General features: G+C 42.9%; 11 protein-coding genes. 7 read left to right on the forward strand and 4 right to left on the reverse strand.

Translation table 11 applies throughout. The annotated features are described in order from the left end of the window. Positions 1-33: 33 nt before the first annotated feature. On the reverse strand, positions 34-597 hold the full coding sequence (gene efp / locus HMPREF9448_RS10150; RefSeq protein WP_008862476.1) for an elongation factor P: 564 nt from the start codon (positions 595-597) through the stop codon (positions 34-36). Positions 598-787: 190 nt separating this feature from the next. On the opposite strand from efp, the gene rpmH reads away from it, so the two are divergent. Further along, positions 788-943 carry a 50S ribosomal protein L34 gene (gene rpmH / locus HMPREF9448_RS14465; RefSeq protein ID WP_008862477.1) on the forward strand — a complete coding sequence of 52 codons (156 nt, stop codon included), beginning with the start codon at positions 788-790 and terminating at the stop codon, positions 941-943. An 83-nt stretch (positions 944-1,026) separates the two neighbouring features. Here the strand turns inward: rpmH and HMPREF9448_RS10155 are convergent, their stop codons facing one another. From HMPREF9448_RS10155 to HMPREF9448_RS10165, 3 genes are all read right to left on the reverse strand, one after another. Continuing rightward, entirely contained in the window at positions 1,027-2,337 is a 1,311-nt protein-coding gene (locus tag HMPREF9448_RS10155; RefSeq protein ID WP_008862478.1) for a phosphatase PAP2 family protein, read from the reverse strand. Between the two features lie 83 nt (positions 2,338-2,420). Continuing rightward, the gene (locus HMPREF9448_RS10160) at positions 2,421-5,672 is read right to left on the reverse strand and encodes a UvrD-helicase domain-containing protein (RefSeq protein ID WP_008862479.1); all 3,252 of its coding nucleotides are present in this window, start codon (positions 5,670-5,672) and stop codon (positions 2,421-2,423) included. A 4-nt stretch (positions 5,673-5,676) separates the two neighbouring features. Continuing rightward, a complete protein-coding gene (locus tag HMPREF9448_RS10165) occupies positions 5,677-6,021 on the reverse strand; it encodes a translation initiation factor (RefSeq protein WP_008862480.1) in 345 nt (114 codons plus the stop codon). A gap of 283 nt (positions 6,022-6,304) precedes the next feature. On the opposite strand from HMPREF9448_RS10165, the gene porU (HMPREF9448_RS10170) reads away from it, so the two are divergent. The 6 genes from porU (HMPREF9448_RS10170) (at position 6,305) to ispF (ending at position 16,283) form a co-directional block, all read left to right on the forward strand. After that, positions 6,305-9,739 carry a type IX secretion system sortase PorU gene (porU, locus tag HMPREF9448_RS10170; protein ID WP_008862481.1) on the forward strand — a complete coding sequence of 1,145 codons (3,435 nt, stop codon included), beginning with the start codon at positions 6,305-6,307 and terminating at the stop codon, positions 9,737-9,739. Positions 9,740-9,854: 115 nt separating this feature from the next. Further along, a complete protein-coding gene (locus HMPREF9448_RS10175) occupies positions 9,855-10,502 on the forward strand; it encodes a redox-sensing transcriptional repressor Rex (protein ID WP_008862482.1) in 648 nt (215 codons plus the stop codon). Positions 10,503-10,507: 5 nt separating this feature from the next. Next, positions 10,508-11,125 carry a fumarylacetoacetate hydrolase family protein gene (locus HMPREF9448_RS10180; protein WP_008862483.1) on the forward strand — a complete coding sequence of 206 codons (618 nt, stop codon included), beginning with the start codon at positions 10,508-10,510 and terminating at the stop codon, positions 11,123-11,125. A 16-nt stretch (positions 11,126-11,141) separates the two neighbouring features. After that, positions 11,142-14,552 carry a type IX secretion system sortase PorU gene (gene porU, locus HMPREF9448_RS10185; protein ID WP_008862484.1) on the forward strand — a complete coding sequence of 1,137 codons (3,411 nt, stop codon included), beginning with the start codon at positions 11,142-11,144 and terminating at the stop codon, positions 14,550-14,552. A 52-nt stretch (positions 14,553-14,604) separates the two neighbouring features. Beyond that, on the forward strand, positions 14,605-15,810 hold the full coding sequence (gene porV, locus HMPREF9448_RS10190) for a type IX secretion system outer membrane channel protein PorV (protein WP_008862485.1): 1,206 nt from the start codon (positions 14,605-14,607) through the stop codon (positions 15,808-15,810). Next, positions 15,807-16,283, forward strand: coding sequence for a 2-C-methyl-D-erythritol 2,4-cyclodiphosphate synthase (ispF, locus tag HMPREF9448_RS10195; RefSeq protein WP_008862486.1), 477 nt, complete (start codon positions 15,807-15,809; stop codon positions 16,281-16,283). The genes porV and ispF overlap by 4 nt, the downstream gene beginning before the upstream one ends. Positions 16,284-16,586: the final 303 nt, after the last annotated feature.

Genomic DNA, 16,586 nt, shown 5'->3' on the forward strand with positions numbered 1-16,586 from the left:
ACTCCGTTTCATACATCTTATTTAGATTCAATCTTATTTCGCACGTTCGATATAAGAACCGTCGCGAGTATCTACAACAATCATCTCTCCCGTTTCTATAAAAAGAGGAACACGCACCGTAGCCCCGGTTTCCACCGTAGCCGGTTTAGTCGTATTGGTCGCTGTATCGCCCTTCAAACCGGGTTCGGTATAGGTAACTTCCAGCTGCACCTTTACGGGAAGCTCGGCAAACAAAACAGTTTCGGTAGAAGCATCGGAAACGACTTCGACAACCATGCCTTCTTTCAAAAAGTCTACCCCCGTAATCAAGTCCTTATTGATGATAAGGTCGTCCCACGTTTCTTGATTCAAAAAATGATAATGTTCTCCTTCATTATAAGAGAATTGATACGGACGACGTTCTACACGAACATCTTCCAGCTTTTCGCCTATATTGAAACGGCGTTCGAGCACTCGACCCGATACCACATCTTTCAATTTGGTACGCATAATCGTATTGCCCTTACCCGGTTTTACATGTAAAAATTCTACACAGAAATAGAGTTTTCCGTCCAAACGAATACAAGTTCCGTTTTTAATGTCTTGCGAGTTAATCATACTTGTCTTTATTACTTTATTTTGGATTTATATTATTCTTTGTTTCTGACGATTCCAAATGCAAAAGTAAATTAAATCGGTAAAATCTCAAAAAGAAAACCCCAAAAATAGATTATCTCTTGGTTTATTAAAAAAAAGTATCTATTTTTGCAGTCCGAAAAAAGAATAATAACGATAAAATATAACGGCAATGAAAAGAACATTTCAACCTTCAAACAGAAAGAGAATAAATAAACACGGATTCCGCCTGAGAATGTCGACTGCCAATGGTCGTCGTGTATTAGCCAGCCGTCGCGCCAAAGGTCGTGCTAAATTGACGGTATCGGACGAAAGACATCCTTTCTAAAATTTTTTATTCGACATATAAAGAAAGCCGTATCGATCGATACGGCTTTCTTTATATCTATACTTATGTAATTCCACACTTCCTTAGAACAGAATATTCGCCGTCGCTCCCCATGTGAGAGCATGGATCGTACGATTTTTCGACGAAATATCCATGATACCCAGTTCGGTAGAGGGAGACAAGCCCAACGAAGTCGAGGTAGACGAGTAGTCGCAAAACAGTCTTGCCCCGAAATTGCGCTTCAACACATAACCAACCGACACGCCTGCACTCCAAGCAAACCCGTTATTTCCCAATTTTATCTCGTCACGACCAATCGAGCGGTCCAGTATATAACTATATCCAGCCAACGCCTTACACCCCAAGTTCCAACGTCTTGTAAAAGGATATGAGAAATAAGCCCCTGCCATAACCCGACTCTCATCTATCGCCTCTAACGTGACATCGGGACGATTATTCAGCGATACGGGGATATTGGACACCGTCGCCAATCCGCCGCAACCTATGTATTTATTGAAAAAATAAGCTCCTTCGACACCCATACGGCTACCTATATTCGTGTTTATTCGAAGTCCGTTACCTATATCTATACTTCCCAACCCGGATATAAAACCCATATAAAGCCCTACAAACGAGGGATTTTCCAACAAAGGATAATACCGGGGAGATTCGAAATTAAGACCTTTATCCTTAAAAATCAAATCGGCCAAATAATAGCCTAATTCCGTTGAAAGAATACCGATACCGGCTCCCGCCAACACATCGGACAACCAATGCCGATTATTCAATATCCGACTAATTCCCGTAGCCGTTGCGACTGTAAAAGCCGAAATGCTATACCACGGACTACGATCGCCATACTCCTTATGCATCATCATGGCCGCCATAAATGCAGTAGCCGTATGCCCCGAGGGAAAGGATTTATAATTACTTTTATCGGGTCGACGCACATGAGCCGTATATTTAATGGTATTGACAACCGAAGCCATTATAGCCACGGAAAAAGCATCGGAAACCAACATACGTCCCCACGAACTGCGGCTTTCCACACCGAATCCTTTCAACCCTAACATAACTACGGCCGGAGCATATTGCAGATAATCGTCATAACCGTAATGAAAATTTGGAACAAAATCTTCTCTAAGTTGACGAAAATGCTCGCTGCCATGTTTCACCGACAAACCGGCAATAACCAACGGAACTCCCACGTAGGTCATCTGGAACCACTTCGCATCGGTAATTTTATCGGCTTTCCTCTGAAACGGTTGTTCGTAAACGAGCGGTCTTAAATCGACAATCGTATCGTTAACCTCTGATTTAGGAGCGACCGCACCTACTTTAAATACCGAAGAAGACAGCAACCCGGTCACCAACAATCCTGTAATGAATCTCATCTTATCGAGCGATTAGAATAATACAATAAAAACGGAACAAATTTCTATTATTTATTCCGTTTATCCAAAATAAATTAAATATTTTAAACCCGTTCTAATTTCCCAAGAGACACATACCAAATAAATCCCGACACTCGGTCATATCCCATCTTTTCAATCAAGGAAGTATAAGTATTTACTTGTCTTTTGTATGAGGCACGTTCCACATTCCCGAATTTATAATCGACAACAATAACCTCATTGTCCGTTTCGACAACCCGGTCGGGACGATAAAACGAACCATCGGGCTGTAAAATTTCCCTTTCCGTCCACACGTTCACCCCCGGCGAGAACCACGAACTCACCCGTTCGTCGGCAAGCCAACGATTTATATCCTCACGAATCGATTTCGACTCCAACTCGGAAAGCTCTCCCGAACGGACAAACGCAGCAATCGTATCGTCGACGCGATCGAGAGTTTCTATCTGACTCAAAATGCGATGCATGAGCGTACCGTATGTACGATCCTTCCCCTCACCGAAAACGCCCTTCCCTTGCAATCGCAAGTGCAACCGATTTCCCGGTTCGATAGAGCGATATATACCGGCAGGAAAAGCCGGTACGGCAGAAACGTTTTTCTTTTTTTTCTCGGCTCGCCAATCGATTCCGGCCTCATAATGAAGGTCGCCGCCATCGTTCCCCTCCGGGAACAACACTTCACCCAACATTGCCGAGATACTGCCGAAACGCCCTTTGTCGCTTTTATTTTTAACAGCCGGAGCAAAAATATGCAATTCTTCTTCCGCCCGGGTAAAAGCGACATAAGCGATATTCAGATTATCGATACAAGCATACATCTTTTCATCGAAATACTCGGTTGCGTAGTAGGTCTGGGCCAAACTGCTACCATATCGTAACGGTAGCACCGGAATACGAGAAAAAGGCTCTTCATGAGTATGACACCAGACAAAATTGGTTTGATTGGACTGATGATCCAAACTCCAATTACAAAAAGGAATGATTACGACTTTAAATTCAAGGCCTTTGGATTTATGTATAGTCATTACCCGCATGGCATCTTGCTCCTGCGGAGTCGTCACCGACAACTTATCCTCATTATCGTCCCACCACGACAAGAACGAACCCAAGTCGGCCGTATGTGTCCGACAATAATCCAAAACATAATCTTGAAAAGCCTGTATATACACCCGTTCACCTTCGTCAGCCCCCTCATCTGAAAAATAAGAAACAATCCGCTCGCACATCTCGAACAAAGGCTCTTTGCGAATACTCTCGACAAAGGAGAAAAAATCATTATCGAGATGCCTCCCGATGTTCTCTCTATCTTCGAAATAAGACAAAATAACCGCATCATCAGACGCCTTGAATTTTCGGCTATTATATTCATAGACAGCCAACAGTCGGTTCAATTCGATCGAAGGATCTTGAATATATCTCAAAATTCCTATCAACAAATTGATTATAGGAGAGTTTCTTATCAACAACGACTCACTCGATATAACGTCGTAACGATAACGCCCATCGGTATTCTCGGAATTCAGACGCAACAACAAATCGACAAGCATGGTCCCTTCTCTGGCAGTTCTCGTCAAAAACGTTATGTCACCGGGGGTGTACCCCCTATCCTGTAAATCCCTCAACAAATCGGGAATACGAGCTAAGGACTCGTTATAAAAATCCTCCTTTTTATCCGATTCCCACATCGTTACAGAAACATGACCGCTGCGCAAAAGATTCGAATCGGCGACTCTCTGCCCGATATCGGCATAAGCCTTTTCTATCTTGACATCGAAGCTCCCTTCGACCAAAGCGGACTCCTCGATCTCTCGCTCTAACTTCTGCTGTAACAAACGAGCAGCCTCGCCAAAGATTCTATTATTAAACTCTACTATGCAGGCACAACTACGATAGTTCATATTCATAGACCTTTCGCTATACTGCGACGGTCTGAACAACGACTGAACGCCTTCATTCAACAAAGACCAATCGGAGTTACGCCACCGATAAATGCTCTGTTTCACATCACCCACGATCAAATCGGTGTGGTCATGGCTCAAACTCTCTCCTATGAGAGGTGCGAAGTTTTGCCATTGCAGTTTGGAGGTGTCTTGAAACTCGTCGATCATAAAATGGTTGACCCTCGTCCCTATTTTTTCATAAATGAACGGGGCATCGTTCTCGTTGATAACCGCATTGAGTATACCGGCCGTATCGGACAGGAGAAGTACATTATGTTCCTTTTCGTACTCCTCGATACGGCGGTCTATATCGACCAATATCCCCAGAGCATAAATATATTTCGAACTTTGTACCGCTGTGTTGTAACGCACGTAGGGTTCTCCGAAACAATCTACTATTTCCTGCAACACCGGATTAAGTTCCTCATAGAGACTATCTATACAAGCCGGTATTTCTTTTTTCAAAAACCAACCGTCCCGATTGCCCACATTTGCCCGAAAAGTCTGTGTCGGAGGCTCCACTTTTCCATCGACAATTTTTTTAAGATACTGAATCCAAGAACGCCCCTTCCCCTTAAAATCATCGGGCGACAATCCATAACGTTCGAGTACAGCCATAGCCGCCTCTCCCAATTTCCGTAAAAGGGACTCGAACTCGACACGGATACGGCGCATCTCTTTCAGATAATCGTCGAGAACCGACTTATCCTTGATTTGCGAAAGTATCTCGTTACGAAACAATTTATAAGTTTCTTTCGATAACTCCCCTGCCAGTTCTCTCAAATCGTCTTTCCGTTCGGATCGATTTCCCAAGCTCCACCAGTTCCCCGACTCTATACGCTCCTCGGCATAATGTATCAGCCAGTTGAGAAGACCTTTTTGGTCGACGTCGGACAATTCGGAATACATGCGGTCTATGGCAGAAGCCGTAACGAAATCGTTATCCATCTCTATCTCAAAACTTCCCTGCAATCCAATTTCACGGGTAAAATTCCGAAGCACTTGTTGAAAGAAACGGTCGATCGTGCTGATATTGAAATAAGAAAAATCGTGTAACAAAACATACAGCGTCTCCGAAGCTATACCCCGAATCTGTTCAACCGTACAACCGAACAGTTGCATCAAGCCATCGACATAAGGCGACTTCTCCGTATCGTGCGCCAATATATCGAGCTGGAAAACGATACGATGCTTCATTTCTTCGGTCGCCTTATTGGTAAATGTAACCGCTAAAATACGTCGATGCTGTGCATCGCTCTTCCGATATAACCGATAACGCCCCTGTTCGTCCCTATATCCCAACAGCAATTTAATATACTCCAATGTCAGGGTATAAGTCTTGCCCGAACCGGCCGATGCTTTGTATATATGTAACATAAAATCAAATAATGCGAGCTCGATACCCTTCCGACAATAAAATTTCCAATACTTTTTGACGGAAATCTCCTTGAATCAATATATCGCCTTCTTTATCAGACCCTCCTACCCCGCACTTGGTTTTCAACTTTTTCGCCAAAGCCTTCAAATCCTCGGCCGTACCGATAAATCCGGTCACGAGCGTAACCGATTTTCCGTTTCTGTTACGTTTATCCAACGATATGCGCAACTGTTGTTTCCCCGGTTCCAAAGTTTCAGGTTCATCTTCCTCGCCATTATCGAATTTGAAATCGGGATTCGTAGAATAAACTACATTCAATCTGTCTTTCCAATCATTATTTTTTTTCATTTCGGTAATTTTATCTCTTCTATCAATTTAGGATATAAAAGGCAATCTCGCATAGTTAAATTCAAAAACCGTTTTCATTTGTCTCTGCTCCCGCCTTTCGCTATATTTGTAGAATATAGGATGCGTTTCGGCATAGCCAACCCCGAAATACAATTTCCGTTTGTCTCTGCTCTCACCTTTCGCTATATTTGTCCTCAAAAATAATAAAGATAGCGATACGAAACAACCCGCATCGCTTTTTATTCAGCAATAAACCGAGCGATTTCCCGTTATATAAAATACGATGAAAGATATTACGAGACATCACGATATATTCTTTGCAAACCGTTTGTCCTTATTGCGTATATGGCTGTGCATAAGCACGCTCTTTTTTACCATAGAGACATCGTTTGCACTCAACCCCAGCCGTTATGCGACCCAATCGCAACTCGCCGACGGATATTGGGTGAAAGTGGCTGTTTACGAATCCGGTATTCACCAAATCACCTATCGGGAACTCCGTAGATGGGGATTTTCCGATCCCTCGGCCGTGACCGTTTTCGGATACGGAGGCGCCATGCTACCCGAAACATTTTCTGAGAACGATATAGACGACCTGAATCAGTTACCCGTCATACGCACCGACAGTAAAATATTGTTCTACGCACAAGGCCCCATTTCATGGTCGTATAACGAAAAAACCAAAGAATACGACCATGAACAAAACACATATTCTACCGCAGGATATTATTTCCTGACTGACAGTAAAAATCAATCGGCGACCATCGTCGAGCGAGAAGGGGGACAAACGACCGGATTACAGGACATAACTTCATTCGACGAACACGCCGTATACGAACAGGAATTATATTCTCCCGGTTCGACAGGACGATTATTTTTAGGCGACGATTTCCGCTATACGACATCTAAGAGTTTTACATTCGAACTTCCCGGCGTAGACAATTCCTCTCCTGTAAAATTAAGAACTTCTTTCGGAGCAAAAATATTAGGTGGAACTGCCACACTTGTCTTTGCCCGCAATGGACAAACTCTTCCATCGAGCAACACCGACAATATAGGAGCAGGATCGAGCAGTTCTTATGACTTCGTAAGAATGACCTCGACGCTCAAAGAAATCGACCTCGACAGCGAGGAACTGGCTTTTACGCTCCTTTTCCGACAAAACGGAGGTTCTCTCTCTATGGCCCGTCTCAATTATTTTCGGTTCAACTATAAAAGAAAATTGCAATTATACAACGGAAGTATCCAATTCCGGCTGGGTCAGCTCCCTGCGAACAGTTGCTATAACCTGCAAGGTTACTCGACGACGACTCATATCTGGGATATATCGGATCCTCTGAATCCCGTTTCTATCAAACCCAACGTCAACAACGGTAATGCACGTTTCGTACCTACGAAAGGAAATGAAGAATACATTGCATTCGACGAACAAGCTACCGTTGCCTCGGTAGAGTTTATTGAAAAAGTGCCTAACCAAAATTTACACGGTTTGACAACCCCCGACATGGTTATTCTCACGCCCAAAGAATATATCTCCTACGCCCAAAGCATCGCTCGATTGCATAATGAGAACGACGGTATGGAGGTAGCTGTCATCGACCATGAAACCGTATTCAACGAATTCTCCTCGGGAACACCCGATGCGACAGCCTATCGACGACTGATGAAAATGTTTTTCGATCGAAAAGGTGGCCTCGACGGAGAGCCTTTATACCTATTGCTTTTTGGAAAAGGATTATACGATAACCGAAAAATAGGAGAAACCGGTAAATATGTGAAATACCCCACACTCCTCACATACCAGCACGGCAGCGGAACAGACGAACGTCAATCCTATACGACAGACGATTACTTCGGATTCCTCGACGACGATTCCGGGAATAGAATAGCGTCGGATAAACTCCGTGTCAATATAGGCCGTTTGCCCATAAAAAGCGAACAAGAAGCCAAAGATGTGGTATCCAAATTATACAATTATATAGAGAATAACGATAAGGGCTCTTGGAAAAATCAGGTTCTTGTCGTCGCCGACGATGAAAATTATGCCATTCACATGGAACAGGCCGAAGAGATTTGCAGCATTATGGAGAATAGCGATGCCCACTGTTTCATCAACAAAGTCTACACGGATGCTTACACGGCAGAAATAGGCTCCACGGGACGAACATACCCTTCGGCCAAGAAAAAATTATTACAAATTTTAGATGACGGCGTTCTCGTAGTAGATTATATAGGTCACGGCAGTACCGTGGCATGGACACATGAAGATTTATTGAATATAGGCGACATTCAATCCATGTATTTAAAAAGGTTGCCACTGTTTATCACAGCGACTTGTGACTTCGGACGTTACGATCACGAAGAAACATCGGGTGGAGAAATCCTTTGCCTGAATCCGAACGGAGGAGGTATAGCCCTCATCACCACGACCCGAGTCGTTTATATCAGCGACAATCACTATCTCAACAGTGGTGTAGCGCAACAAATATTCAAAAAAAATGAAAATCACGAGTATCCACGACTCGGCGACATATTGCGTGAAGCGAAATGCAACATTGCACAAACAGACAGCAACAAATTGAACTACACCCTATTGGGAGATCCGGCTCTAAAATTATTATACCCCGATTACCAAATTAAGGTAACCGAAATAAACGGGCATGACATCACTCAAACCACACCGACCATACAAGCGAGAGACTCCGTTTCTATAAAGGGAGAGATATATACCCCCGGCGGAGAAAAAGCGACCGATTATAACGGTATCATCTGTCCGACGGTCTATGATTCCGAAGTAACCGTAGTAACCCACGGCTATGGAGAGGAAGGCAAAGCCATAGAATTTAAAGAAAGGAGCAACCGCCTTTATGTGGGAAAAGACTCTATCGTCAACGGCATTTTTGAAATTTCATTCAAAGTCCCGAGAGAAATCAACTTTGCCGATGACAAGGGATTGATAAATCTATATTGCTATAACGATGAAGGTCAAGAGGGAAACGGCAATGAATCCAACTTTATCGTAGGAGGATTTAACGACGACTCGAACGAAGATTTTGAAGGTCCGCAGATATATTCTGCCTACCTCAACTCCGAAGAGTTCAAATACGGCGATACGGTCAACGAATCGCCTCTGTTTATGGCCGAGGTGTATGATGAATCGGGAATAAACATATCCGATGCCGGTATCGGGCATCAGATGACTATTACCTTAGACGATAAAACCGTATATACCGACGTATCTTCTTACTTCCAACCTGCATTGGGCGAATTCGGCAGAGGGTTTATCGCATACCCTTTGAGCGGACTGAGCGAAGGGGAACACTCTTTACGATTAAAAGTGTGGGACACCGAAAACAATTCGTCGGAAACCGAAATAGGCTTTACGGTAAAGGCCGGATTAAAACCTGTTATTTATGACTTGTATGCCGATCGTAACCCGGCCAGCACTTCGACAAATTTCTATTTGAGACACAACAGACCGGATGCCGTGATAAACGTAACCATATCGGTATATAATCTGATGGGGGTAGAAGTATGGCGTTATACGGGAAAAGGTCTCTCCGACATGTACAAGTCCTACCCGATTACATGGGATTTGACCGACGGTAGCGGAACTCGGGTTCCCGGTGGTATCTACTTGTACAAAGCGATTATATCGACCGACAACGAACACGAAACCACTCGTTCGAAAAAACTCTGTGTGACCGGCAGAGAATAGCCTGTTTCTTCGACAAGGATATACATCGCCGATCCCTTTTAAGGGATCGAGTAAAAAATATTTGAACCAAAATTCAGTATTTTGTTATATCTTTGTATATCAAACAGTCAAAAAGATGTATAATTCGGATTCGAAATCTACAATTAAATTACCGGAGCCTTCGCTTCGCAGGCTTCCGTGGTATTTGGCTTATATAAAATTGCTACAAACAAAAGGAGAAGAATATGTTTCTTCCACACAAATAGCAAAGGAAATAGGCGTAGATTCGTCGAAAATAGCCAAAGACCTCTCTTTTATCAATATTTCGGGGAAAACCCGTGTCGGTTATGAAATAAATTCGTTAGTCGCTGTACTGGAAGAATTTCTCGGATTCACGTCTATGCACAAAGCATTCATTTTCGGAGTTGGAAGTTTGGGGGCCGCGCTCATGCAAGATTCGGGATTGTCGCAATACGGTCTCGAAGTCGTTGCCGGGTTCGATGTCAAACCCGAGTTGGCAGGAACCTTCATTAATCATATTCCGGTATATCCCCTGTCTCAATTCACTCAAAAGCAAAAAGAGTTGGGTGTCCAAATAGGAATATTGACCGTCCCGATAGACAAAGCTCAAAGTGCGACAGAAGAGATGATAGCCGGAGGTATCAAAGCGATTTGGAACTTTACCCCTTACCGGATTCGAGTTCCCAAACATATAGTTATTCAAAACACATCTATTTATGCTCATTTAGCCGTTATGTTCAATCGGTTAAATAATATCAAGTAAATCTCATGAAAATAATTGCCGTCGGTTGGAATTATAGAGGACACAATGCAGAGATGAACCAAAAAGAAACTCCTCAAAATCCCATCATTTTTTTTAAACCCGAAACGGCTTTACTAAAAGACGGGAAGCCATTTTTTTTACCTCAATTCTCCGACCGTATCGAATACGAAACCGAATTGGTTTTCCACATTTCCCGATTAGGGAAAAACATAGCCGGTAAATTTGCACATCGATACTACGACTCTGTAACGGTAGGCATCGACCTCACGGCCAGGGACAAGCAAGCCGAAGCAAGGGCGAACGGAAATCCGTGGGACATTGCAAAAGGATTCGACAACTCGGCTCCCATCGGAAAATTCATTCCATTACCCGAACAAACACCCAAAGCCGACAATATAAATTTCTCTTTGTTTATAAACGGAGTAAAAGTACAACAAGGCAATAGTCAAGATATGATTTTCCACATCGATGAACTCATCGCTTATATCAGCCAATTCTATACCTTGAAAATAGGAGACCTCATCTTTACCGGAACACCGGCAGGAGTAGGACCCGTAAAAATAGGAGACCATCTCGAAGGGTATTTGGAAGAAACAAAAGTTCTTGATTTTTTTGTTAAATAGCCATTAGTTTATACCAATGCCTCATACGATTAAGCGAACACAAAAACAAAGAATATTATCCATTATAGCTTGTTTTTATATTTTACTCCAACCTACATACGGAAGAGATCGACAAGACTATGCGGAAAACTCCATATTAGCGGAAGGCAATTGGGTAAAGATATCGACAACCGATGCAGGAATTTACCAAATAACAGAAGACTCTTTGAGGGCTTGGGGTTTTACAGACCCTTCAAAAATAAAACTGTTCGGATATGGAGGAACCGTCATCGATGAACTATTTGCAAACAGCGATAACTACATAGACGACCTACCGCAAATTCCACTTTGGCGACATAACAACAAACTATATTTTTATTCGCAAGGCACTACCAAATGGTCTTTCGATTCTGCCAGTCAAGAATTTGTACATCGGCTTCACCCCTATTCTACATATGCCTGCTATTTCCTGACAGATAGAAACATCGAATCTACCGACTTTCCTACCATATCATCTTCCTTACCGACCGAGATCGATACCCCGATTACCGTATTCGACGACTATGCCCTACACGAAAAAGAATTAATATCGGTAGGCAAAACGGGACAAAATTTCTTCGGTGAAGATTTTCTATCGAATTCGAATCAAGACTTCACGTTTCACCTATCGGGAGCACAACCCTCTCCGATAAAAATAAGAGTATCTTTCGGAGCAAAAATCAGTGGAAGCGAAGGGTATATACACATTTCTTACAATGGGACCGAATTACCGACCAATACCTCGAACAAAATCACAAAATATTACGATAGCCATGAATTTCTTCGAGTAGCTTCCCCACTTAAAACAGTGAACCGAGCCGAGGAAGAATCAACGATAAGCCTTCGCTACGCCAGTACTGGAACAACCCTATCGGCATATCTCGATTACATCAGACTCAATTATAAACGTAAGTTACAATTATACAACGGGCAAGTCTGCTTTCGTTTTATCAACCGGCAAACCGACAATTATTACCAAATAGAAAACAGTACAGCCACAACATTGGTTTGGGACGTCACTACGCCCCATAGACCGAAAAACATTACAACCTCATTCGATAACAACACAACCTCATTTACACCAGAAGATGCTCAACTCAGAGAGTTCATTGCGTTCGACCCGGAACAAAATTTTCCTTCTCCGTCCTTCGTACGGCAAATCGAAAACCAAAACTTACACGCATTGAATATCCCCGAACTAACGATCATCACCCCAGCAGCATTACAGACAGAAGCCGAACGCGTAGCTCAGCTGCACAGAGAAGAAGGACTAACCGTCGCAGTTATTGAACAAGAAAAAATTTTCAACGAATTTTCATCGGGAACACCCGATGCCTCGGCCTATCGAAGATTAATGAAAATGTTTTACGACAGAGCCGAAGGTAATGAAAACGTTCGTCCGCGTTATCTGCTTCTTTTCGGAGACGGTTCTTACAACAACCGCAAATCTATGGAAAAGTTACATTCACCCGAATGCAACATGTTACTTACCTACCAATCGAAAACAAGTATCGACGAACGAGAATCATTCGTTATAGAAGATTATTTCGGTTTCTTGGAAGACAATTCGGGCGAAGAAATAAAGGTCGATAAAGTATGTTTAGGAATCGGTCGTTTTCCCATTTCCTCGATTAAAAACGCACGATTGGTAGTAGATAAACTATATCGATATGTACACGACAAAGACTTTTCCTCATGGAAAAACAATATCTGCATAGCTGCCGACGATGGAGACGGAGCGATACACGCCGAACAAGCCGATAAAGGAAGTGACACCCTTTTACTCAAAAATACTTCTCAACCGAGATTGGGATTCAGAGTGAATAAAATATACATCGACTCCTATTATATGGATCCCCAAACAATAAAATACCCCGAAGCCAATCGGGAGTTGATGAAACAATTCAATGAAGGTATGCTCGTCTTCAATTATATAGGACACAATGACCCCGAAGTAGGATTTACCGGAGAAGGATTATTTTCCCGATATGAAATGGACCATCTTACCAATACGCGGTTACCCCTATTTATCACCATCACATGCGACTACTGCCAATTCGACGCAGAAGACGTTTCAGCCGGAGAGAACGTATTCCTCAACCCCTCTGCCGGAGCCATAGCCTTAATAACGACTACCCGTGTGGTTTATACCGATGGCAACGATAAAATCAATCGACGATTAATGAAGCGACTCTTTGATCGGGATTCCAATGGTTCTCCTTTACGAATAGGAGATGTTTTAAAACTGGCTAAACGAGATTTCAACACCGAAATCGACAAGAACAAACTCAACTACGTTCTTATCGGAGACCCGGCTTTAAAACTTGCTTACCCCGAACATTCCATACAAGTTACCCGTATAAACGGAAATAGCGGCGAAAAAAATATCGAAATGATTCCGGGCAAAAATTATACGGTGGAGGGTGAAATACGATCTCACCAAAATGAGCTACTTTCCGATTTCAACGGTTATATATACTATAACCTATATGACAAAGAAAAACAGTTCACCACATTGGCACATCAAGACGAAAAAACATGGACTTATACGCATCGCCCCGATTTATTGACTACCGGTAAAGGCACGATACAAAACGGGACATTCCGAATCACCGTCGCACTCCCGATTGACAATTCACATTCCGGGAAATCCGGGCTGCTAAATTTGTACGCCTATGACGAATCGGGCAGAGAAGCCAACGGATATACCGATAAATTAATCGTCAGCACGGCTGTCGAACCGATAACAGAAGATATACAAGGCCCCGACATCGAGTTCGCCGGAATTAACGACGATTCCTTCACCGAAGGAATATTAGTAAACAATCCGGCCACGTTCGTTTGTAAATTCTCGGACCCTTCCGGTATATGGAGCGGAAACAGCTTAGGCAAACAAATGACCTTATCGCTCGATGGCACATGTATCGAAGAAAACGTCGCTCGCTATTACAAGCCTATCGCAGAAAGCGAGATTCCCGAAGGAGAATTCATATACCCCCTCCCTCGACTGAGTAACGGATTGCATACACTTACATTCAAAGTATTCGACACCTTAGGAAATTCATCGGAAGTAACCATAGCTTTCGAAGTCAAAGAGAACAGCGAAACATATACCATCTCCCTTGAAGAAGAACCGGCGACCGAAAGAGCAACAATCTCGTGTCAAGACCAAAACGGGAACGACGTCACAGAATCGAAACATACCCGAATCTCTGTTACTAACACCTTAGGCGAAGAAATCTGGTCGTATGAAACGACCGAGAATAACCTGTTCCCCTTGACTTGGAATCTCCAAGACAACAACGGAAAGAGAGTATCGGCCGGTCAATACTATTGCAAGGGTTATTTCGAAACATCTGCCGGGACAATCGTTACACCCGCTAAAAAAATCGTGGTTATCACGCAATAATCCCCACGATTCTCTGTTTATTATATACATGTAATTCGTAACGTCAGCAAAGATGAAAAGAGTGTCTTTTTATATTATAACAATTATTCTTGTATCGTTATTCTTGCCGGTATATGCCTTTGCAGCCAACGGAAATTCGACCAAGAATGAATTCAACCCTATCAATACAGGAGTCACTTCGCTAAGCATAACTCCCGATTCTCGTGGAGCATCGATGGGTGACTTAGGTGTCGCCACCGACCCCGATGCAAACTCTCAATTCTGGAACCCTTCCAAATATGCTTTCGCTTACAGCCAAGCAGGTGTATCTCTATCGTACACACCGTGGTTACGCAAACTGGTAAACGACATCTATTTGGCCTATTTAGCGGGGTATTGGAAATTGGGAAGCAGCGATTTACAGGCATTAAGTGCCTCTTTACGCTATTTTTCATTGGGAGAAATCGTACTCACCGATAATCAAGGAAACGCACAAAATAGCATAACCCCTTATGAAATGGCTTTCGATGTAGGATATTCCCGCAAATTGTCCGATAAATTTTCTATGGGTGTCGTATTCCGTTACATTTATTCCGACTTAGGGTTTCATTACGACGAATCGAGTGTTTCCGATGCATCGGGTGCATCGGCCTTCGCTGCCGATATATCGGGATACTACACGACTTATCCCATCATAGGTCGTAACGAATGCCAATGGTCTTTGGGTTTCAATATCTCCAACATCGGAACCAAAGTATCTTATGACGGAGGTAATGAAAACGCATTCCTACCTACTAATTTGAAAATAGGTACATCGTTTCTTTTTCCATTAGCCGAATATAACACACTATCGTTGAACCTCGATCTCAACAAATTATTAGTTCCTTCTACCCCCCAAGTTTCCAATTACGAAACAGAAGAAGAGTATGAAGAAGCCAAAGAGAAATGGCAAAATACCTCACCTATATCCGGTATATTCAAATCGTTTACCGATGCTCCGGGAGGATTCAAAGAGGAGCTTCGAGAAATAAACTTTTCGATAGGAGCCGAATATTCTTACAATCAACAATTCTTCCTGAGAGCCGGATACTTCAACGAAAACAAATACAAAGGAAACCGCAAATATTTTTCTTTCGGAGCCGGATTTTCCTTGAACGTATTGAAAATAGATGCGGCATATATGGTGGCAACAGCACAAACAAGTCCTTTGGATCAAACACTTCGTTTCACCCTCTCGTTCGACATGGACGGGCTTAAAGACCTTCTGGGAAGACGATGAAAACACGTATAGGTTTCGGATTCGATGTCCACAAATTGGTCGAAGGACGGGAATTATGGTTAGGAGGAATACGTATCGAGCACACCCTCGGACTCTTGGGACACTCCGATGCCGATGTTCTTATTCATGCTTTATGCGATGCCCTGCTCGGAGCGGCGAACATGCGTGACATAGGATTTCACTTCCCCGATACGGCCAACGAATATAAAAACATAGACAGCAAGATTTTACTAAAAAAGACCGTGGAGCTCATTCGAGAAAAAGGATTTTCGATAGGAAATGCCGACATAACGGTCTGTGCCGAACGCCCTAAACTCAACCCACATATTCCTCTCATGCAAAAAACACTTTCAGAATGTATGGGCATCGATCTTGAAGATATATCCATTAAAGCCACTACTACCGAAAAATTAGGCTTTACAGGAAGAGAGGAAGGAATTTCTGCTTATGCCGTAGTACTTTTGGAAAAATAACGAAGAGAAAGCCGTAAAATCAACAGCTTTCTCTTCTCTTTTCTGCGATTTCTTTAACCAAACAATTCTCAGAAAAAAAGGGCTATGACCCAATAAGTAGCCCACAAGTTCAATTCATGGTCTTTTCGCAGAAAATAAACAGGAAAATCCCCTCTTTCGTAATCTCGTCTAAACAAAAATAAACCCACAAAACTTTAAAATAAAAAAGCGTGAGCCTGATGGTTTATCCTATTCGAGGTTCAGCAAAACCTTTGGTGGATAAACAACCAGCCCACGCTTGTCCATATAACAAGCGTAGGCGTT

Origin of the sequence: Barnesiella intestinihominis YIT 11860, assembly GCF_000296465.1 — a bacterium.
In the GTDB taxonomy this organism is placed as follows: domain Bacteria; phylum Bacteroidota; class Bacteroidia; order Bacteroidales; family Barnesiellaceae; genus Barnesiella; species Barnesiella intestinihominis.